Source organism: Rhodococcus sp. P4_F3_2, from assembly GCF_056401335.1.
This window is the reverse complement of the sequence record NZ_JBFUJN010000025.1, coordinates 46470-65736: the sequence shown is the minus strand read 5'-3', so window position 1 is coordinate 65736 and position 19267 is coordinate 46470. Positions and strand designations below refer to the sequence as shown.

General features: G+C 59.6%; 21 protein-coding genes. 12 read left to right on the top strand and 9 right to left on the bottom strand.

Features of this window, described 5'->3' with window-relative positions; genetic code table 11:
• Positions 1–212: 212 nt before the first annotated feature.
• On the top strand, positions 213–836 hold the full coding sequence (locus tag AC1DWA_RS23935) for a hypothetical protein (RefSeq protein WP_477847229.1): 624 nt from the start codon (positions 213–215) through the stop codon (positions 834–836).
• A 59-nt stretch (positions 837–895) separates the two neighbouring features.
• On the top strand, positions 896–1042 hold the full coding sequence (locus AC1DWA_RS23930; protein WP_477917126.1) for a hypothetical protein: 147 nt from the start codon (positions 896–898) through the stop codon (positions 1040–1042).
• Between the two features lie 138 nt (positions 1043–1180).
• Here AC1DWA_RS23930 and AC1DWA_RS23925 read toward each other — a convergent pair whose 3' ends face one another.
• Positions 1181–2233, bottom strand: coding sequence for a hypothetical protein (locus AC1DWA_RS23925; RefSeq protein WP_477847225.1), 1053 nt, complete (start codon positions 2231–2233; stop codon positions 1181–1183).
• 269 nt (positions 2234–2502) lie between these two features.
• On the opposite strand from AC1DWA_RS23925, the gene AC1DWA_RS23920 reads away from it, so the two are divergent.
• The 4 genes from AC1DWA_RS23920 (at position 2503) to AC1DWA_RS23905 (ending at position 5430) form a co-directional block, all read left to right on the top strand.
• Positions 2503–2697 carry a hypothetical protein gene (locus tag AC1DWA_RS23920; protein WP_477847223.1) on the top strand — a complete coding sequence of 65 codons (195 nt, stop codon included), beginning with the start codon at positions 2503–2505 and terminating at the stop codon, positions 2695–2697.
• Between the two features lie 270 nt (positions 2698–2967).
• Entirely contained in the window at positions 2968–4527 is a 1560-nt protein-coding gene (locus tag AC1DWA_RS23915; protein WP_477847221.1) for a hypothetical protein, read from the top strand.
• Positions 4528–4638: 111 nt separating this feature from the next.
• A complete protein-coding gene (locus AC1DWA_RS23910; protein ID WP_477847219.1) occupies positions 4639–4809 on the top strand; it encodes a hypothetical protein in 171 nt (56 codons plus the stop codon).
• Positions 4810–4941: 132 nt separating this feature from the next.
• On the top strand, positions 4942–5430 hold the full coding sequence (locus AC1DWA_RS23905; protein WP_477847217.1) for a hypothetical protein: 489 nt from the start codon (positions 4942–4944) through the stop codon (positions 5428–5430).
• Positions 5431–5545: 115 nt separating this feature from the next.
• On the opposite strand, the gene AC1DWA_RS23900 is transcribed toward AC1DWA_RS23905, so the two are convergent.
• From AC1DWA_RS23900 to AC1DWA_RS23870, 7 genes are all read right to left on the bottom strand, one after another.
• Positions 5546–6079 carry a hypothetical protein gene (locus AC1DWA_RS23900; RefSeq protein WP_477847215.1) on the bottom strand — a complete coding sequence of 178 codons (534 nt, stop codon included), beginning with the start codon at positions 6077–6079 and terminating at the stop codon, positions 5546–5548.
• Between the two features lie 264 nt (positions 6080–6343).
• Positions 6344–6829: an NUDIX domain-containing protein gene (locus tag AC1DWA_RS23895; protein WP_477847214.1), complete on the bottom strand. Its 486-nt coding sequence runs from the start codon at positions 6827–6829 to the stop codon at positions 6344–6346.
• Positions 6830–7042: 213 nt separating this feature from the next.
• Positions 7043–7492 carry a transposase gene (locus tag AC1DWA_RS23890; RefSeq protein ID WP_477847212.1) on the bottom strand — a complete coding sequence of 150 codons (450 nt, stop codon included), beginning with the start codon at positions 7490–7492 and terminating at the stop codon, positions 7043–7045.
• Positions 7493–7587: 95 nt separating this feature from the next.
• On the bottom strand, positions 7588–8088 hold the full coding sequence (locus AC1DWA_RS23885) for an NUDIX hydrolase (protein ID WP_477847211.1): 501 nt from the start codon (positions 8086–8088) through the stop codon (positions 7588–7590).
• A 501-nt stretch (positions 8089–8589) separates the two neighbouring features.
• Positions 8590–8910 carry a pyrophosphatase gene (locus AC1DWA_RS23880; RefSeq protein ID WP_477847209.1) on the bottom strand — a complete coding sequence of 107 codons (321 nt, stop codon included), beginning with the start codon at positions 8908–8910 and terminating at the stop codon, positions 8590–8592.
• 133 nt (positions 8911–9043) lie between these two features.
• The gene (locus AC1DWA_RS23875; protein ID WP_477917124.1) at positions 9044–10261 is read right to left on the bottom strand and encodes an IS110 family RNA-guided transposase; all 1218 of its coding nucleotides are present in this window, start codon (positions 10259–10261) and stop codon (positions 9044–9046) included.
• A 96-nt stretch (positions 10262–10357) separates the two neighbouring features.
• On the bottom strand, positions 10358–11056 hold the full coding sequence (locus tag AC1DWA_RS23870; protein ID WP_477847237.1) for an IS6 family transposase: 699 nt from the start codon (positions 11054–11056) through the stop codon (positions 10358–10360).
• Positions 11057–11781: 725 nt separating this feature from the next.
• Between AC1DWA_RS23870 and AC1DWA_RS23865 the strand changes: the two genes are divergently transcribed.
• Both AC1DWA_RS23865 and AC1DWA_RS23860 read left to right on the top strand, forming a co-directional pair.
• Positions 11782–12699 carry an AfsA-related hotdog domain-containing protein gene (locus tag AC1DWA_RS23865; protein ID WP_477847207.1) on the top strand — a complete coding sequence of 306 codons (918 nt, stop codon included), beginning with the start codon at positions 11782–11784 and terminating at the stop codon, positions 12697–12699.
• A complete protein-coding gene (locus AC1DWA_RS23860; protein WP_477847205.1) occupies positions 12696–13544 on the top strand; it encodes an NAD-dependent epimerase/dehydratase family protein in 849 nt (282 codons plus the stop codon). Before AC1DWA_RS23865 ends, AC1DWA_RS23860 begins: the two co-directional genes overlap by 4 nt.
• A 225-nt stretch (positions 13545–13769) precedes the next feature.
• Here AC1DWA_RS23860 and AC1DWA_RS23855 read toward each other — a convergent pair whose 3' ends face one another.
• A complete protein-coding gene (locus AC1DWA_RS23855; RefSeq protein WP_477917122.1) occupies positions 13770–14561 on the bottom strand; it encodes a DUF1684 domain-containing protein in 792 nt (263 codons plus the stop codon).
• Between the two features lie 137 nt (positions 14562–14698).
• On the opposite strand from AC1DWA_RS23855, the gene AC1DWA_RS23850 reads away from it, so the two are divergent.
• From AC1DWA_RS23850 to gap, 4 genes are all read left to right on the top strand, one after another.
• Positions 14699–15310: a ScbR family autoregulator-binding transcription factor gene (locus AC1DWA_RS23850; RefSeq protein ID WP_477847201.1), complete on the top strand. Its 612-nt coding sequence runs from the start codon at positions 14699–14701 to the stop codon at positions 15308–15310.
• Positions 15311–15712: 402 nt separating this feature from the next.
• The gene (locus AC1DWA_RS23845) at positions 15713–16771 is read left to right on the top strand and encodes a terpene synthase family protein (protein WP_477847199.1); all 1059 of its coding nucleotides are present in this window, start codon (positions 15713–15715) and stop codon (positions 16769–16771) included.
• A 36-nt stretch (positions 16772–16807) separates the two neighbouring features.
• Positions 16808–18199 (top strand): cytochrome P450, encoded by a 1392-nt coding sequence (locus AC1DWA_RS23840; protein ID WP_477847197.1) that lies wholly within the window; start codon positions 16808–16810, stop codon positions 18197–18199.
• Positions 18200–18239: 40 nt separating this feature from the next.
• Positions 18240–19253 (top strand): type I glyceraldehyde-3-phosphate dehydrogenase, encoded by a 1014-nt coding sequence (gap, locus tag AC1DWA_RS23835; RefSeq protein WP_477917120.1) that lies wholly within the window; start codon positions 18240–18242, stop codon positions 19251–19253.
• The last annotated feature ends 14 nt before the right edge of the window (positions 19254–19267 follow it).

Here is a 19267-nt window from a genome sequence, read left to right as displayed (position 1 = left end):
GGGTGAGGTTCGTGCTGCGTGCAGTGAGTGGTTCGACCTGCATCGCCGCTGTCAGGCGAACTGCCGATTCCGGCGAAGGGAACGCGATGAGCTGGAGTGGCCGACGGTGCCGCGATCGGGACCGTCGCCCGTGTGGGCGAGCCTCATGCGTGGTCCCTGGTCGCGGGGTCTGCTGTGGCGCCGACGAAACAAGAGGGCCATCAGGGTAATCGATGACAAGCTATGAAAGCGACTTCGACGCAGCACTCAATCGGGGGCGCGTTTATGACAGTGCCGAGCAATTGCGCGCTACTCCAGAGGGAACGCCGATCACTGATGCGCAGGGCCGGCACTGGATCCGCGGATTCAACGATCCGGCCGAACGACGGTGGCGACGTCGAAAGGCTCCGCGGCTGATCTGGGTGAGAATCAGGGGCGAGCACGACCGGTGCCCGTCTTCCGAGATCCCTCTCCCCGCCCGGCATGCGGCCACCGAGGACTTCTGGCCCACGACCCTCGTGGAGGGTTCAGTGCCCGCCGTGTCGATCGGGTCGATCGCCGGAGGCTGCGTCGGTGGCAACCCCGGCCTCTCGCTGTGGAACGGAGCCGAGGCACGATCCCGTGACTTGTTCTCAGGTGCAGGGAAATCAAACACGGACGGCGGCAGCCCGAACCGAGTCGACCCGACAGGCTGGATCGGCGGCAGCGGCACCGTGACGATGCAAAACGCCCACTCTGCGGACTACCTGCTGACCTCGATGTCGACCCCGATCGCCGCGATATCGGCGAATCTCGCGAACCCCTTCACCGCGACGTCGGGGAATGAGACAGACGGAAATTCGTCGGCGAGCAGCTGAGAAGATAGACAGTCATCGGCATCTCGTCATAGGAGAATTTCGTGCAACAGGGCGACCAAGTGAGAATCGGGACGGAAGGCGTCTCGGTGTTCACGATCGTCAGCGTCGACGAGGACGCTCACTCCGCAATCATCGAATCCAGCTTGGATGCCCCCGGCAAGTACACGTTCCCGGCGAAGCTCGCCAATCTTGTGCCGGCCGCCTGACGGCACTGCCGGATCCACGTAGACGAAGGTCGTCGCCATCGGGATACGAGGGGACGTGTCGTTTGCCCCGTTCAGGGGCGTGAGGAGGGCTCGGCTGTGCGTGCGATTGGCGGCAGCAACATCGAGACGCGGGCTAGCTCAACTGCGGGTTCGCCCCAACTGGTAGTTGATCTCGGCCAGAAGTGTGGTCGCGCCATCCTTCTGGAGTCCCTCGGGGAGGAATTGCAGAGAGTGCGGCTGGGCCCCCTGCGTTGAATAGTCTTCTGAACGCGTGCCGTCGAACCAACGGGCCTCGTCCGGCAGCACTTCCATGAGCTTGAGGCGGTCAAGCATCTTGTGGGCTGCGAATGAGTCTCTGCCGAGTCCGTAGTGCAGTAACCGGGTTCCGGCTCGGAGTCGCTGACCTATGTCACCGTTCTTGTGTCGAAGTCGGGCGCCGATGAGAAGTAGCGCTAGTTCGCTGTCCTCGAGGACGTAAATCCACCCGTTGGTGAACAGAGTGGCAGGAACGGTGAAGTGCTCCTCGTCGTCAGCGGGCACGCTGTACAGGTCTCCCGCTCGGCCAAGAATTGCGTCCTCGCGCTGTAACAGGAAACCTTCTTGTTTGTCTTTCGGGTTGTATCGGTTGGGGCAATCGACCAGTTCTTCTTTTTCGAGGCGGTCAATTGTCGTTTTGAGTGTCCGAAGTTTTTTGTCGGCGGGGCTCATTCGGTGTCGGCCCTCTCCCGAAGCCTTTGTACCCGAGGCGACGTACCGTAACCACGAATTATCGGAGGTCGACCGGCCAATAAGCGGCAAGGGATTTCCGGCCGGCCTGTGCCCGGGCTTGGTTCTCGACTGTGCCTCGAAGAGCGCAATCAAGAGAAATTTCAACGCGATGCCATTGGGGTTCATCAAGCGGGTTGACGGGGGTCGATCCTCCGGCGGGATGACGCTGCGGTCGGAGTAGTCCGCCCTCGCAGGCGGGGCGAACAAGCGGATGAATCCAGGTCGCAAGCGAATGTCCTCGAGACTTCCCGCAGCGGCCAGGCCGCGCATCTCCGAGATGGCTTCGGATCGCGATCTCTCGGCTTCCACCAGACGCTGCTTTCGCTTCTCCAAGACCTTTGTCTCCCGAGCGTTGGGCGGTCTGGAGAGGTCGATGATTCGCAGCCGAACTTCACCCGAAATAGTGGACGGAAATGAAATCATCCGTTCTCCTGCCCTGAACGTCTTGACCCGCCTGAAAAGCGGGCGCCCGGTTAACCCTTTGATGTCACACTGGCCGGTTAAGGCGTAAAGCACTCTAACACGATCTCACTGGCTCAAGCCTCCGCACTCCGCTACAAATGGGGAAGCCGCAGTTCAGCGGCTCGCTCGGCCAGGCAACTCGGTCGACCCGAGCGGACGACATGGCCTCCGGGATGCACCCCGGAGGCCACCAAAGTCGTCGCCTCCCATGAAGGAAGAGGTACACAACAATGACCACGATAGCTTCGAGCGGATCGCCCGGTAAGACCCCGCGGCAAGAACCTCCTGGTCTACCTGTCCGCTGGGTAGTGATCGCGATCCTCGCCGCAATTGCAGGGGTATTCGCATTCCTCGCCGGCGGAGTGGTGCCGGCGATCACGGCGGCGTGCGCCGTCGCGACTGCCGGGCACAAGATCATCGCTTAGCCCAGCCCTGGCGGCTGCAGAACGTAATCATCAGTTCCGCAGCCGCCAGGTGTTCTGTCCGTGAATGGGCCAATCTCTTGCTGGCCAACTGGCACGTGGAGATGTCGGATCTCCAACAGGGGGGATTTGCGATGCCGACGATTGCCTCCCTGGCGAGCTGTAATGGCGAACTCCGACGGCAGTAGTGACGTCCGTCACACTGTTGTCGTTTGGGGGTGATCTCGCGCCTTAGAGGTAGGAGCTACTTCTACAACCGGCATTGGAGCCACCATGAACAGCAGCGATATCCCAGGTCTGACATTCGCACAGGCACGTGAGGTTCGTGCACGGGCCGCCAAGGCATTCGCGAAGGCGGAGGAGATCGACGCGGCCCGGGAGGTCCTCGATCTCGCGGACGACCATGCGGACGAAATCGACGCGGCACGGGAGGTCCTCGATCTCGCGGACGACCATGCGGACGAAATCGACGCGGCACGGGAGGTCCTCGATCTCGCGGACGAGCGTGCGGAGGAGATCGACGCGGCGCGGGACTCCGTGAAGCGGTTCACGGTGCCAAAAGGTACCTACACCACGTCCGCTGAGATGGAAGAAGCCAACGAGCGAATCACCCAGGCTGCTGCCCGGGCGGCTGATGCATTCAGGTCGCCCGCACTCGATGCCGTGACGTCCGACATCGCTGAGGCGATCGCGCCGGCATTCGATGGCATTCGCGAGTCGATGGTTCAAAGCGTGCGACCTGCTCTCGACAGCCTCGTGCAGCCATATGTGTTCGGGGCCTTCAAACCCGATCTGCTCGGTCCACTCAAGCTGGACCTGTTCGGCTCGCAAGGACTGGTTGCCCCGGTGATTCGGAGGCCGGAAGCGTTCACGCTCGGGCCGGAAATCGTGGGGCATCGGTTCGAGGGACTGAACCTGGGCCTGACCGGCCCGCTGATGCCGAATCTGGCGAATCTGGGATGGAACCCACCTGATCTGACATTGCATTCGCCCCTGTTCGATACGGCGAGCATGCTCGGAAACTGGGACACGGTTCTGCCGCGAATCGACCTCGGCGCCTTCAGCCAGGTGAACCAAGCCGCATCCATGCTCACCGGCACATGGCCGCTGATCGGCAAAGACGCCCTCAGCGGGTTTGTCCCCGACATGCCGTCTTGGAGTGTGCTCGGGGACTTGCAGGAGAGCATTCGTTCTCTGTTCGGCAACTGGCGAACTCTCGCCGGCTTCGGGCACGAACTCGCAGAGGTAGGGCTCCACGTCGCACTCGCGGCACGACAAGCGGTACTGAACGGAGACGACGAGACGGTCAAGGCGTTCGCGCGCCATTGGCTCGGGATCAAGGGGCTGTCGAAGTATGCGCTCGATGCGGTCAAGTCGGCATTGCTCGATGACAGCTGGCTGGGAAAGGCAGCCGGCAGCGTCGCGGAGTTCATCCACGCGCTGTACGAGGAGGTATACCACCCGACGCATCGTCCGGTGTGGAAAAGGCAGCTGGGAGCACAGAAGGTTGGTTCCCTGAATTGGCCAGTGGTGCAACCAAGCGGAGGCACTGTTGAGCGCGGTGACCTGCTGTTGGCACCCGAACCTAGTGCCAACGAATGGCAAATCTCCGACCCTCACGCACTGATAGTGGTGGACAAGTTCTCGGCAGAGGAGCAACAGATCCTTCAAGCGATGTTCAGCACCAGCGAACCGGGCATGACCTGGGCGATGGCAGCAGAAGATTGCGGGAAACCGGCTGCGAAGGGTGAGGCTGTCCGCCGCAAGCTGCGGAGGGAATCGGCCAAGCTGAGGAGGGAGCCGACGCGGGGTGCAGGGGCGGTCAGCCGATGAGGTTCACGAAAGTTTCCGTTTTTCAGAAGCTGGGGACGGCCCTACATACGCAGAGAGCAGGTGACAACCGGTGCCTCTGCCGTGTTGCGACCATCAAGGAAAGGCCCACCCGTGGATACCAATAACTCGCGTAACTCGCGGCCCGCCATCGCGATCGCTGGATCGACCGCTCTCGCGGCGATCGCTACAGGAAGCCCTACCGCGGCTGTGATCCTCGCCAGTGCCGTCGTTCTCGGGCTCCTCGCAGTGATTGCGTTCTTCTTCCTGGGCGGCCGGCCCTGAGAACCTGAGCTGACAGCAGCTCGTCGCAGGCGCAATACACCTGAGTCGGCGTGCACCAGCTGGAAAGGCCCCTGTCGTGAGACGGGGGCCTTCCTGCTGTCCAGCGCGCCCGTTTCTGCGATCGTGGTCTGCATGACAGATGCGACGAACGACGATCGGGATGAACGCGACTGTGCAGCAAGATCGGAACTCGAGGTTGTCGTTCGCGACTTCAACACACCGGGCCGCCGAGGGAAGATCCAGAAGGCCGGGTCGGTAACAATCCGGCGTGCCGGCGATGAGGTTGGTTTTGTGTCGGTGTACCAGGTCCCGAGCGTGGACTGGTTGCTCGAGACTGGCTACATCCGTCTGGGCAAGGGCTACCACTTCGACAAAGAGCTCCACGAGAGGGGCGAGTATCAACCGCGGTGGGGGCTGTTCCTGATGGAGAAGTTGTTCGCACAGTTCCCAGACAAAGAGATCCGGGAAAGCTGTTCCGTGAACGACCCTCCCGGTGATCCCTTCGTGAAACGCGTTCGGGGGGACTACGCACTGCCCTACCACCAGCCCAAGTGCTTCCTGCCGCCTGAGATGCACTGCGTGTGCGGGATCGGCCGGCCACGATCAACTACAAGTCACTGAGGTTTCACTCCCCTGACGGAAGACACAGATTGCTACTGGAAGTCCCGGACTTGAGAGTGCGAACCTTCCAGTGATGGCGTTCTGTTTTCTGAGGCGCCCCGTCTCACAGCGCGCCCTAATTCGCTGGATCCGTCTCGGCCTCTACTAGCGGCCTACACATGAAGTCTGTTTCTCCTTCGCACCAGTCGAAGTTGTGGTTCTTGAAGAACCGCACTCGGTCGTCGTAGCGGTCGCCGTGGTCCGGTTTGAGGCGGAGTCGGGTCAGCCTAACGCTGCTCGCCATCTCGGCGAATGTGTCGAGGAGTTCCGGTCCACAGCCGCTTCCGGGGCGGAGCGCGGCGACAATGGCGACGAAAGCATCCCCCCTCTTCGGCTCGAATCGACCGGCGAGAAAGCCGACATACTCGTTGTCCTGTATCGCGACAACCCGGTGATACGTGGGTCGATTTGGAATCCGTCTCCTCACTGGGCCGGCAGAGGTGCCGTTCGGGTCGACCACCTTCGGGACGTCCGATGCCCAGCTCTCGTCGAAGAAATTGGTCTCGTCGGATGCGGTTGCGTCGGACGTGGCAAGCGCGCGAAGAAGAACGCCGAGCTTCGCCAGTTCGATCTCAGTGTCGCGGATGCAGGTTATGGGACTCGTAGGCATGAGCATGATTCTGGATGAGTTACGTGCGAGAGCCGTCGGCTGCCCCACATCGGTGGCTGAACTCCCTGCTGTTCGGTGCTTCGGGGTTCACGCGGCGCGCCTCACTGTCACACCGAGCGGGGCGTTCGCGACATGTGCTGTCGTGGCTTGTGGATCTCAATGCGAGAAGCAAATCTCAAGATTTGAGCCCATACCTTCATTGCCTGGCAGCCGCAGCCCGCAACACCCCCACGCACGCGGAAGAGAAAGTTCAATCCTTTGTCATCAGCTGAGGTCGACGATTGTAGGACTAGGCCCCCTCGCAAGTAGGTTTGAGAGTTCCGTCGCGAGGCTGCGAGGAGCGATTAGGTCTGGGCCGGAGTACGTCTGTAAGTCGGTAAGACTCCACCAACGAAATCCGATCAAGTTTTCGCACGCAAGTTCTGATGTACTGAGCTGCCCCAACGGAGTAAAAGCTTTCGAGCGAATGAGGAAGTAATCGGCGAGGACGCCGTCGAAGCCTGCAACGTGCCCGGGTTCTATGATCTCTTGACGCCAGATTTGCGGCGGTTGGGCTTCGAATCTGAAACCAACCTCTTCGATCAGCTCGCGCGCAAGAGCCTCAACCGGGGTCTCTCCCTCTTCGAGACCACCACCTGGTGTGATCCAAACATGAAAGCCGTCTGGGGTCATTGCTCGACATAGCAGCACATTGTCTTGCTCGTCGAGGATGATCGCGCGCGCCGAATGTCGTAGTTTCGGTGAAGACATATGCCCAGGTTAGACACCTACGTAAGCTTCGTTTTGGCCATATCGAGCGGAATTATGGAGCCAACCGCAGGTCGCGTGCGGCGCAAAACCTCATGCCGTGCTTGCTACTGCACCGGGCACCGCACACAGGTGCCAGTCGCGGTTGTCCCGGAGCAGTGCCCATCGGACATCGATGAGCCTGCGAGCGAGGGCGATGATGGCTTGGATGTGTCCTTAGTGTTCGGCGCATTTACGCTGATAGAACTCTCGCGAGGGACCTTCGCGTTGTGTGCTGCTGAAGGCGGCCATGTAGAACACGTGCCGTAGTCGGCGGTGGTAGCGCTGGGGACGGTGCAGGACGCCGGTGCGGGATCCGGAGTCGTTGGGTACTGGTGCGAGGCCTGCGTAGGCGGCGAGCTTGCAAGCGGTGCCGAACGCGGCGAGGTCGCCGGCGGTGATAGCGAAGAATTCGGCGCCGAGGCGTGCGGCGATGCCGGGGACACTTTCGATGATGTGGGCCTGGTGGTGGCTGCGGAAGCGTTCGGTGATCTGTTTGTCGAGGGCTTTGATCTCATGGTCGAGGTCGAGCAGTTGCTGCGCGAGGCAGGTGACGAGTTGCTCGATGATCAACTCTGCTTGCACAGCAACAGTTTGCGCCTCGGCAGCTGTGATCGGTTGGGTCACCCAGCCGGGGATGGCGAGGCGGGGATGGCGAGGCGGCGAATACCCAGCTCACAGAGATGGCTACTGATCTGGTCTGCGCCCGCATATAGCCACTTTCACGAAGACGTGTCCTCAGATGCGTCGGGATCTTCCATAGGCGCGGCTCGCCAGATGGCACCGAGTTTGTGCGCCTCGCGAACGGCTCGGGTCAACTGTCCCTTCCCTGCGTTACCCCAATCAAGAAGATAATTCACAAGTGGAGGAGGCACCCAGAGCCGGCCGTAAATGCGCCCGGTGGCTGGGTCAGGTGCTTTCGGCAGAAAATGATCTATCAAAGCCGCGTAGCGCAGCTGCGCAAATACTTCGCCCTTCCACTCCACCCGCTGATATCCCAGATAATGCGGGGTACACAACCTCACCCGACTTTCCTCCCAGGCTTCTCGTTCTAGAGTGCTGAGAGGGTCCTCACCGCCCTCAGGCTTGCCGCCAGGCAGATTGTGCCGCCCGTCGTCGTCCTGCAGCAGGATGCGCCCGTCCTTCGCGAAGATAAACGCGTAGACCTGGCGAACAGGGGTCGATCCGCAAAGTTCGTCGGGGATCCATGTCATGGAAGTCATGGTCAGAGGTAGCCTTCCAGATCAGAAAGAGTGATGTTAAGGACAGAAACGAGAGTCTCGTCGTAGCCGGCTGTGGCAGCGCGGCGGCGGGACCGCTGCGTGGACCGCGGCCCCGGACAATGCTGTGGTCGAGAGGTTTCCGTTCTTGGCGATCGACCGGAACAGCGGCGTTTGGGGCCGCGGCTGTGGGGACTGTTCCACGGCACAGGTGGACGAGTGGGTCTTGGAAGATCTTCATCACCGTGGCAGCGTCTCCGTCAGACCAGGGCCGGAGCAATACCAGGGCCGGAGCAAGACCGACGGCGACACCTCGATGGTGGGTTGATCAACCCCGGACAACGATCCCTCAGGAATCGAGGGTTCAACCAGGATGGGCACGACCGCATTCTGTACAAGTCGTCGATTCCGGCAACAATTGTCCAGCGACCGCGTACCCAGCCATCAAACAAGCGCCGGACGGATGTGGACTCCAGGGTCACCGGTTCGGTTTCAGACTGTGAATTAGGAGTCGTCTTGCTTCGGCTTCCAGACGAGCCATTTACGGGCGACTTCCGACTCCAAGTCGACATTGAACCGGCGCCCGATAAGCAACACCTGCGCCAGGACATCGGAGAGCTCTGCGCGAAAGTCCCCGTCCAGCTGGAGATCGCTTTTTCCCTTGTCTCGAGCTCTGCCTGACCTTGCCAAATATGCCTGCGTCAGCTCGCCTACCTCCTCGCCAAGCTTGAGCATGAACCAGTCGTCAGTACGCGATATTTCATGCTTCTCCGCGTAAAACTCCGAAACCAGCACAAGCTCATCCTGCAATGTTGCGATGTCCATATTTCAGATACTGCCAGCCGTGGGGTCATGGTCACGACAGTGCGCCCTGGCGGAGCCACTTCGTTTTGGGCGCAACCAGACTGCACAGCCCGTGGCCGGTCGGCACCCTCGCGAGGGTGAAGTTGCGGCCAGCTCAGGCGGCTACCGGTGACGAGTCGACGTCCGCGGGACTTGGAACGGTGCGGGTCCACTCACGATCATCGCGGATCAACGCCCACACGACGTCGACGAGGCGGCGAGCGAGCGCGATCAGCGCGTGGACAGCCGATCGTTTCTCGTTGCGTTTGCGTTGGTAGAACTCTCGCGATGGCCCGTCGCGCTGGGAGCTGTTGAGGGCAGCCATGTAGAACACTTTCCGGAGGCCACGGTGGTAGCGCTGGGGCCTGCGCAGCGTGCCGTGTCGGTTTCCTGAGTCATGGGGTACCGGGGCGAGGCCGGCGTAGGCGGCGAGTTTGGCGGCCGAGCCGAACGAAGTGAGGTCACCGCCGGTGATCGCGATGAGTTCGGCTCCGCTTCGGGTTCCTATGCCGGGCACGGACTCGAGAATGCGTGCGTACCGGTGTTGCCGGAAGACACCGGTGATTTGTTTGTCCAGATCGGTGATCTGCCGGGTAAGCAGGATCAGCGAACTGGCTGCCTGCTGGACCAAGACTGCGGTGGTTGCTTCACCGGCCAGTGCGATGGGCTGCGCCAGGGCTGCAGTACGAGCTGCACCGATCATTTTCGGGATCGTGGGTCGGCGAACCCCGTGAGTACGCAGGTGATCGTAGATTTCTTCGTCGGTGGCCGCGTTGATCGACGACGGGGTGACGTACCTGGTGACGAATGCCAGACCGGTCAGTGTCGAGTAGTCGAAACACCGCTCCAGGCCAGGGAAAATCCGGGTCAGCAGGACGCGAAGTCGATTGATGCCGCGGGTGCGTTCGGCTACGAGCTCGCTTCGGTGACCGGTCAGTAGCTCGAGCTCGATCGCGACATCGTCGGGCATTGAAACCCTGGTCAGGTCGCCGCGTAGACGTGCGGTCTGTGCGATGACCACCGCATCGCGGGCGTCGGTCTTGCCCTCGCCGGCAAAAGCGCCAGTCATACTGTGGACGACCCTGCCAGGCACGTACCGCACCTGCTGACCGTGCGCAGCCAGCACGCCACGGAGCAAGGCCGACTCGGGCGCGGTCATGTCGATCGCCCACACCGCCGACCCGACATCTGCGACTCGTTCGAGCAGTGTCTCGATCTCTGCTTGGTCGTTGCGAATACGGCGTGACCACAGCACAGCGCCGCTGTCGTCGACTGCGGCCGCGTGATGAGCGTGGCGGCCGACATCGATTCCAACCCAAACCTTTTCGACCATATGCACTCCTTTCGGCACTGTCACGTTGATTGAAAGATGCAACGCGCAGTCAGTTTTGGAGCTTCTACCCTGGAATACTTTCGGATTGTTCGCCTTTCAGGCGGCAACATCGGTCGCGGTGATTTCCTGCCAGATCGCGAATCGGTCGGCCATCTCGGTACGCCATTCGGACGCCGAGAGCCGATGCCGGACTGGCCGGAAGTGCGGAGAGATACCCGAGAAGGCGGACAGGAACCGTTGCGCGTGCCCGGGCGATGTGAAGCGTTTCATCGCCCGTTCTCGCTGTCGGGTCGGTTGATGCGAGTTCTCTGCCCGGTTGTTCAAGTACTTGGATCGGCGATGCTCAACCGAGGCCAGTATCTCGCGGTGTGCGACGCTGTAGCTCGCCAGATTGTCGGTAACGATCACTCGCGGCACATACTCCAATCCTTTGAGTAGTCGGCGGAAGAACTTCTTGGCTGCCAATGCGTTTCGGCGGGACTGGACCAGCACGTCGAGCACGTTGCCGTCCTGGTCTACCGCACGCCACAGGTAATGCTGGGTGCCGTTGATCCGGATGAACACCTCGTCGAGATGCCACCTGTCGCCGGTCCGGGCCCGCCGTCGGCGCAGCTGGTTTGCGTAGGCCTGCCCGAACTTGGCGCACCACCGTCGGATCGTCTCGTAGCTGACCACGACACCGCGTTCGAGCACGAGTTCCTCGACTTCGCGAAAGCTGAGCGGGAAGCGGAAGTGCAGCCACACGCAGTGGTTGATGATCTCGGCCGGGTATCTGTGGCCTTTGTACGACGGCATTGCGGTGCTCACGCCTCATTCTCCCAGTTGTCCGCGTTCAACAACGTGACAGTGCCCGTGCGAGTTTCAAAGTAGATCGGTCTTAGTGGGTACTTCTCGGTCGTTGACGCTGTCTGTGTCCACGAGGTGGCGAGCGCGCTGGGGAATGGATATTGCCGAGGCGTCTTTGACCGATTCGATTGTTGCTTTGTGTCAGCCTCGTCGATATCGGTTATCACGAAACATGAAGTGCCTCACTGCAACAGCCAGTGATTTCGTGAAGAACGCAGGCCGCTCTTTTCTGCCCATGGCGCAACCGTCGCGAAGGAGTCATCGCAGACGGAGGATATCGGGGATGGTCGCGTCGGAACAGCGTTTCCCATCTTGGCTGCGAGAGCGCGGCGTTACGCCTCAGCCCGTACACGCCCAGACGCAAGGGGGAAGGCCGGGTGACTTACGCCGCGTTTTCGCCGAAGAACTATTTACAACCGTGAGCGCATCAGTGAGCTGATGCAGCACGGCATGCCGCCGCCGAAGTCTGGAATCTTCACGATAAATATATCGCCGACCATATCCGGAAGCGTAGAGGACTGCCGGACGCTGAGGCCGGGTCAATGGGTCCGTGCCTCAAACGCGCTCAGGTGTCAGCAAAATCGGATCGATTCGGGAGGGGAGCGCAGCTGAGAGAAAAAACAGCTCGCGCGGTATAGTTCGTTGCGACTTGTACGATTCACGGGGGTGTGGGAATGCAGTCTGAGCAGCTCAGGGCCGTTGGTGGGACGGGGGCACTTCATCAGCTTGTGCACAAAGCGAACCCCCAGGCATGTTTGATTAGTGGTTGGTCGCCGCTGCGGCCTCCGGAGTCGTATGTTCTGGAGATCGACTGGTCTTCGGCCGACTCGAGTTTCGAGTCGGGCACGGATGGTCTGGATGTGCTTTTGGTAGCGGAGACGGTCAGACAGGCTGGCTTGCTTATACCTCACATCGGGTTCGGTATACCGCGGAACTGGGTATACGTCATGTCCTCGTTGGAGGTCGAAGTTTTCACAGAGCTTTCCGGCCGTGCCGCGAATAATGTTGGGGCCCAAGTTGAATGTCGTGATGTGATCTACCGTGACAGTGCTCTGCAGGCGCTGACTGTGAACTTGCGTTTCAGTGCAGAACACCGCGATGTCGCTATCGGAGTAGGTAAGCTGCGGGTCCTCCCGCCCGACGTTTACCTACGCTTGCGGAGCAACTCCATTTCGCCCGCCACTTTCGAAGCGCCGACGTCAGCGACCTTGCAATCCTTCGACGGCAGTTCAGCGCAGTGTTTCCTGCGAGAAGCCGATGCCGACATTACTGACGACTTGCTCGGAGGAGACCTCAATGGTGGAACTGAGCTGCGAGTTGACACCCGTCACCCTGTGTATTTCGACCATCCGTCAGACCACATCCCAGGAATGGTTGCCATCGAAGCTTGTAGGCAGTTAGTGGAACGTGACGAAGGGATACGCTCACCAGCACGGATGACGGCGCTGTTTCATCGTTACCTCGAATACGACCCTCACCCCGTATTGCGACTTGACTCCCACGGATCTGACCTGGTGGTCAACATCTACCAGGGTGAAGACGACATTCTCGGGCCTGCAGCAACTGTCACGTTCGCCGACCATCACCCGTGAAGCGCGAATCGATCTTGGTCACCGGTGGATCTGGATTCGTCGGCTCTGCAGTTTCGCGTTGTCTGGCCAAGCGCGCAGGGATCCGCGTGAGATGGGGAGTGCACACGGCACTCCCGCCGACACTTCGACGAACCGACGAACTCGTCGAAGTGGATCTGGCTCGTCCCGAAACCATCCGCGCTGCGGTCATCGGTGTGGACGTAGTGCTCCATCTCGCACATCTAGTTCGCGGACACGAGAAGGATCTCCACGCCGTTAACACGGTGGGGGCGCAGGTATTAGCCGATGAAGCCAGACGCTGCGGCGTAGAGGTGATCGCTCTCAGTACTGCAGCAGTGTATGGCGACGGTCCCTGGCGAGGGCAGGACATTCACGAGCTCGTTGAATCGCCGACGTCGATGGTCAGCAGAACGCGGGCGGCCGGAGATCGCTATGTGATCGAATCCGGCGGCACCGTGATACGTCCCCACTTTGTCCTCGGGCCTGGGGATCGATGGGTGATTCCGCGGGCGGCTGAGCTTGTGCAGAAATTTGGGTGGATAGGTCTTCACGCTCGACACACTCAGATCGGTGTTGACGCACTGGCCGAGCTTCTTATTGCAACCGCCACGGAGGAAGGATTGTCGCCCGGCATCAAACTTGCGGCGGCAGGCGCGGCGCGTAACCTCGAGCCGGAGATAAGGAACTATCTGCGGTCCCAAAAGGTATCGGTTGATCCTCCTGCGGCTCCAACGAGTCGAATCATGAGGTCGCTCACTCACGCCGAACGCGGAACTTTAGAACACGATCTTCGTTTGCTGACCACTGATCATTACCTGACGTGCTCCTGCGGAGCAGTCCAGTAGTCTCGCGTGATCGGCCAGGAGGGGCATGAGTTCCGCTCTCTCCGATGTGTTGTCGTGCGGCGTTGCAGATCCAATCTTGTGCGGACACAGGTCTCTCAATCCCACCCCTGCAAGTTCGGAGACTTTGATGGGGCGAGGCGATTCGGTAGAGGTGCGGGGTAGAGGTGCGGGACGGCCTGTGGTGTGGTTGCCCTGGGGTATGGCGCGTAAGACGGCGAAGCGCTCTTACCGGTTTCTGTGGGGCGTGCGCTCGCCTGCCGTGACGTGGAAGCGGAGGTGGTTGCCGACTGGGGGTAGTGGGCATGTGGCGAAATCTATGAAGGCGCAAGGAAGGTTGAGCGCGCGATTGAAGTCCAACTCCAGGTGTGCGGCCGAAGAACCGATAGTGGACTCTGAACCCTGGCCGATGATGAGCTTCCGACTTGCCTTGTAAGTGGATACACCGCTGGTCGCGTCGGTGAAAAGTACTACTGGCCGGCCTTGTTTTCCGCTGAATACGGTGAGGCTGTGTTCGGTGCCGTTGAAGTTGAACATGACTTCGCCGGGTGCAGTGCAGACATGTTCGAGTCCCTCCACCGATGCACCGACTGAGATCAGGTGTGGTTGCTCGAAAGCGCGATATTTCGCTGGAATGACCCACGCCTCATCAACTGGGAAGGTCGGCACTCCGACAAATGAGTGCAACGCCGGGGATTTTGGATCGCGAACTCTGACAACAAAATCCTCCCCCCGCCGAACGATTTCGGCCGCTATGTCACCGAAGGGAACGATGGTTCCAGGACCCAATGGATCGAGCCCGTCGAAGCGCGTTTCGTGACCGTTGTCGTCACTCATAACTGCTGATCTCCCCTCTGCCCACCACTGGCCCGGCAGCCTCGTCAAACGTCGGGGTTGGCTATCCAGCCATTCGAGGCTTGTAATCGATAACCATCCGAAGGGATCTGAAAGCTCAGCTTCCCGTGCAGCATGCCACTGCTTCCAGGACGTAGTGAAGGATGCACGGTTCTCGACTGTCACTTTCCGTCTCCCGTTTGTCTGACTCGATCGTTAATGCTCTTGAATCGCAGCGGCGATTTGACAACCAAATACCGACCGCTGAGCGTGCCTACTATCGGCGTCTGCGATACAACGTTCGGTTGTGCGACGATTGGGCTATGCAACAACGTGCGAAAGCTACACGCGAAGCAGTGCTCAACGCCGCAGCGAAAGTATTTGCCCTGCGCGGATACACGTCCGCAACCATAGCCGAGATACTTGCTGAAAGCGGAGTTACGAAGGGCGCAGCCTACTTTCACTTCGATTCCAAGGAAGATCTTGCACGAGCAATTGTCAACGAGCAACTGTCGTGGATGGCGAAGCAGCCGGAGGCTCAGGAATTGGGTTTGCAAGCCTCTGTGGACCTGAGTTACAAGTTCGCTGAGGCTCTTCAGTCCAATCCGGTTGTACGTGCGAGTATTCGGCTGACCTTAGAGCGCAATACATTCGAGGACCGGCCCGGCGAACAGAATCCTTACTGTGGCTGGATCACCCAAGTTAGTAACAGTCTTGAGCCGGATGTTTCGTCCGGTGTGCTCCGAATCCCAGCGCCTGACGCTGCGTACCTCATAGTGTCGATGCTGACGGGTACTCAACTGGTAGCGGAGGCTCTGACTCGCCGAGCTGACCTTATCGAGCGGGTCCATTTCTTGTGGGTTTCGATCCTTCCAGCCTTGGTGTCTTCGTCCGATTCGGGTATTGATATCAGGCCTCCCTGGTCACGAAAATAGCCAGCCCTGGCGCCTCGGCGCCGATCCAGCGTCAGAGTGTGCGATATCACATTTTGACCCCTTTTGTTGGTCGACACCGCGGCTTCTGCAACTGAATAACACCAGCTAGATCTTGTTTTTCGGCAGTGGAGACTCGCTGCCGAATGTCGGCGCATACGTCGTGGTTCGGCGTGTGTCTTAAATGAACCGCGTGCGCGGTTTTGTGCTAGCTTCACTCGTGTGAGATCGAGGCGCGACAAACCTGAGGGTGGGGCGGTCCCCACACGATCCTGTTCGTGCGAATACGGGGCCGTGAAGAGTTTGGTGTCTGGCGCGGCGGATTCGCCAGAGTGCGATGTTCGTGGCGATGGCACACGAACTGTGAAAAATAACAGCCGACAACATCTTTCGTAGCGGGGGGCCATGAGTCTGTCAGCGAAACTGGATGCGATCCTCCCTAGTGGGCCGCGTCTCAACCGGGAACACTCGCGTACCTCGGAGGACCACCTGGAATGGCCGAGAAAGTTCGGCCTGATCACCGATGACGAAGGGGTACAACGACATCGAGCGGGCGATTATGCTGAGTTGGCCTGCCGGTTCTATCCAACTGCGTCAGGTGACGACCTTGATCTCGGGGTGGATCTGATGAGCTGGTTCTTTCTCTTTGACGATCAGTTCGATGGTCCGCTCGGATCCGATTCTGCGAAGTCTCAAATGTTGATCACCGAGTTGGAAGCGGTCCTCGAAGAGCGGCAGCCTGCGACTCATTCTTCCGCGAAGACAAAGATCGCGATTGCCTTTCGTGACATCTGGTTGCGGACGTGCAATCCGATGCCTGATCACTTCATCGATCGGGCGCGGCAGAATTGGATCGGGTACTTCCGAGGATATCTGTCGGAAACTGAGGCCAAGCTGGCAGGCACGCGGCTCTCGCAAAGTGACTATCTGGCAGTGCGGCGTTCGACGATCGGGGTACTGCCGACGCTTGACATGGCGGAGAGAGTGACACGAAGTGCATTGCCTGAGAGAGTGAACGACGCCCACATAGTATCGGCCCAGCGAAACATCACGATCGATGTGAACGTGTTGTTCAATGATATCGCCTCGTACACAAAGGAACTGGCGATCGGAGAGCTCAACAACTTGGTTCTCATCGTCGCCGGTAGCCAGGATCTCGGCGAAATCGCGGCCGCTGCAAGGGAAATAACGCAAACGGCGGTATACAAAATTCGAGAATTCACTGCCCTGTGCGCCGCCGCAGACCAACATCTTTCGTCCATTTATGACCTGTGTCCGGCTGATCAAGAAGCTCTGAAGAACTACCAGCAGAATGCCCTGACGACGTTGATTCGGGGATCGCTCGATTGGCATCGCACATCTGGACGCTACAAGGCAGACTTCGCCCGCGATGCGGCCAAGCGCCCGCATGTGGACGACCTGGTAACGGTTTCCGGGGACGCCACATTGAATCAAAATCGTTGATCACTGTTCGGCTTCTACGAGGGGATTTTAGACACCATGACCACGACTGCCCCGCCACTCCGCCAAGTCAAGACGGCGCCTGGCTCGCTTCCTTTGATCGGCCACACTTTCCAATTAATGCGTGACCCTACGAAATTTCTCGCTCATCTGGCGGACGGTGGAGACGATTTGGTGAGGATCAAGATCGGCCCCACCGAGGCATTTGTACCTTGCCGCCCTGAGTCCCTTCAGAAAGTTCTCAAAAACGACCGTGTCTATGACAAGGGCGGAGTGTTCTACGAGAACGCGAGAGATATCGCCGGTAACGGCCTGGTGACCTGCCCGTACAAAGATCATCGACGCCAGCGGCGTCTGATGCAATCAGCATTCCAACGGTCCCAGCTTGAAAAGTACTCCGAGTCCATGAGGGAGGAAATCGAGGACAGTGCCTCACGATGGGCATCCGGAGAAGCATTCGACTCGTTTCCCACGATGTTCGGCATGGCTTTGCGGACTGTTGCTCGGACACTGTACGCGGTCCCAGTAGCGGAAGAGACCGTTCACCGCGTCGAAAAGTCCTTCGAGTACGTACTGAGTTCACTTTTCCGGCAAATGTTTTTACCTCAAACCCTTCGGCGGTTGCCAACACCCGGCAACCGCCGATACCGACGTGAACTCGATTTCCTTCACAGCACCGTTCAGGACCTGATCGACGAGTATCGGCGGCGCGAGCCAGACGAGGAGCCCGACGACCTCCTGTCGGCATTGCTGACGTCCGTTGATGACGAAGACGGTTCGACATTGTCCGACAAAGAGATTCACGACCAAGTCATCACCATCATGGCAGCCGGCACGGAAACCGTTGCGGCCACATTGACGTGGATCTTCTATTTGATGTCGACGCACCCCGAAATAGCGGAGGCGCTGTACCGTGAGATCGACGACGTCCTTGACGGTCGACAGGTCGAATGGTCTGACCTCGACAAACTCGAGCTAACCAACCGAGTCATCACCGAAACGCTCAGACTTTACCCACCGGCGTGGCTATTCACGCGACGAACCGCGACCGAAACCGAATTGTCGGGCGTGCGGATACCCGCGGGCAGCACCATCGTGTACAGCCCTTCAGCGGTGCAGAGGGATGCCGGGGTGTACGAAGCCGAGGACACGTTCGATCCCGACCGCTGGACTGCCGATCGTGTCACTGCGAAACAACGTCAGGGATTCGTTGCATTCGGCACCGGAGCGCGAAAGTGCATTGGTGACATCTACGCGAGAACCGAGATTGCCATAGGTCTGGCGACCATCCTCGGCAAATGGAACGTCGTATGCGAGCCGGATCATGACGTGCGGCAAGTAGTACTAGCGACCGTCTATCACCCTCGCCAGCTCAAGATCAGACTCGAACCTCGGCCAAAAGTGAGAGTTTCAGAAGCGAATCCTGGATGACTCGATCACTTTTCAGATAGAGAGGAAGTGGCTACCGCCTATGTCCATCAAGGTTGGGATTAATGGATTCGGACGGATCGGAAGGAACGTGGTCCGCGCCGCCGTCGCAGCACAAGCGGATATCGACTTCGTAGCGGTGAACGATCTCRCGACTCCGCACGTTCTAGCGCATCTTTTGCGCTACGACTCCATCGCAGGCCGGTTTCCGCTAGATATCGAAGTCCATAACGACCATATCGACATTGGGTCAGGGAAATGGACGATCAAGGTCACATCGGAACGTGACCCCGCCCAGATCCCCTGGTCCGAACTCGGCGTCGACGTTGTTGTCGAATCGACGGGCCTGTTCACTTCAGCTACGCAGGCGCACAAGCACATCGACGGGGGCGCTAGCAAGGTGATCATCGCAGCACCTGCAACAGGCGAAGACGTCACCATTGTGCTGGGCGTCAATGACGAGCAGTACGTCCCTGATCTCCACCACGTCATCTCGAACGCCTCATGCACGACGAACTGCCTCGCAGTTCTGACCAAAGTGTTGCAGGAGGGCATCGGAATCGAACAGGGCATGATGACGACCGTTCATGCGTACACGCAGGATCAGAACCTCCAAGACGGTCCCCATCAGGACCTTCGCCGTGCACGTGCTGCTGCGGTGAACATCGTGCCGACGTCGAGTGGGGCGGCGAAGGCTATCGGGGTTGTGCAGCCGGAGCTAGCAGGCAAACTCGACGCGTTCGCGCTGAGAGTCCCCGTGGCGGATGGATCGGTGACGGACCTTACAGCGACGCTATCCCGGACGACTACCACCGAGGAGGTCAACGACCTTTTCAGGCACGCTTCCTCAACCCCGCAGCTGTCCGGAATTCTCGACTTCAGCACGGAACAACTAGTCAGCAGCGACATCGTCGGAAACTCGGCGTCATGCGTGTTCGATTCGCTGCTCACACGCGTTAACGGAACCCAGGTCAAAGTTGTCGGCTGGTACGACAACGAATGGGGCTACTCGAATCGCGTCGTCGATCTCATAGTGAAAATCGCGGCCAACTCGTAGGCCATAACCCCGGA

Coding starts and splice junctions, on each gene's coding strand:
- AC1DWA_RS23895 (WP_477847214.1), bottom strand. CDS start 6,829: ATGTCTTCACCGAAACTACGACATTCGGCGCGCGCGATCATCCTCGAC.
- AC1DWA_RS23875 (WP_477917124.1), bottom strand. CDS start 10,261: ATGGTCGAAAAGGTTTGGGTTGGAATCGATGTCGGCCGCCACGCTCAT.
- AC1DWA_RS23900 (WP_477847215.1), bottom strand. CDS start 6,079: ATGCCTACGAGTCCCATAACCTGCATCCGCGACACTGAGATCGAACTG.
- AC1DWA_RS23840 (WP_477847197.1), top strand. CDS start 16,808: ATGACCACGACTGCCCCGCCACTCCGCCAAGTCAAGACGGCGCCTGGC.
- AC1DWA_RS23925 (WP_477847225.1), bottom strand. CDS start 2,233: ATGATTTCATTTCCGTCCACTATTTCGGGTGAAGTTCGGCTGCGAATC.
- AC1DWA_RS23915 (WP_477847221.1), top strand. CDS start 2,968: ATGAACAGCAGCGATATCCCAGGTCTGACATTCGCACAGGCACGTGAG.
- AC1DWA_RS23935 (WP_477847229.1), top strand. CDS start 213: ATGACAAGCTATGAAAGCGACTTCGACGCAGCACTCAATCGGGGGCGC.
- AC1DWA_RS23905 (WP_477847217.1), top strand. CDS start 4,942: ATGACAGATGCGACGAACGACGATCGGGATGAACGCGACTGTGCAGCA.
- AC1DWA_RS23885 (WP_477847211.1), bottom strand. CDS start 8,088: ATGACTTCCATGACATGGATCCCCGACGAACTTTGCGGATCGACCCCT.
- AC1DWA_RS23850 (WP_477847201.1), top strand. CDS start 14,699: ATGCAACAACGTGCGAAAGCTACACGCGAAGCAGTGCTCAACGCCGCA.
- AC1DWA_RS23870 (WP_477847237.1), bottom strand. CDS start 11,056: ATGCCGTCGTACAAAGGCCACAGATACCCGGCCGAGATCATCAACCAC.
- AC1DWA_RS23845 (WP_477847199.1), top strand. CDS start 15,713: ATGAGTCTGTCAGCGAAACTGGATGCGATCCTCCCTAGTGGGCCGCGT.
- AC1DWA_RS23880 (WP_477847209.1), bottom strand. CDS start 8,910: ATGGACATCGCAACATTGCAGGATGAGCTTGTGCTGGTTTCGGAGTTT.
- AC1DWA_RS23920 (WP_477847223.1), top strand. CDS start 2,503: ATGACCACGATAGCTTCGAGCGGATCGCCCGGTAAGACCCCGCGGCAA.
- AC1DWA_RS23865 (WP_477847207.1), top strand. CDS start 11,782: ATGCAGTCTGAGCAGCTCAGGGCCGTTGGTGGGACGGGGGCACTTCAT.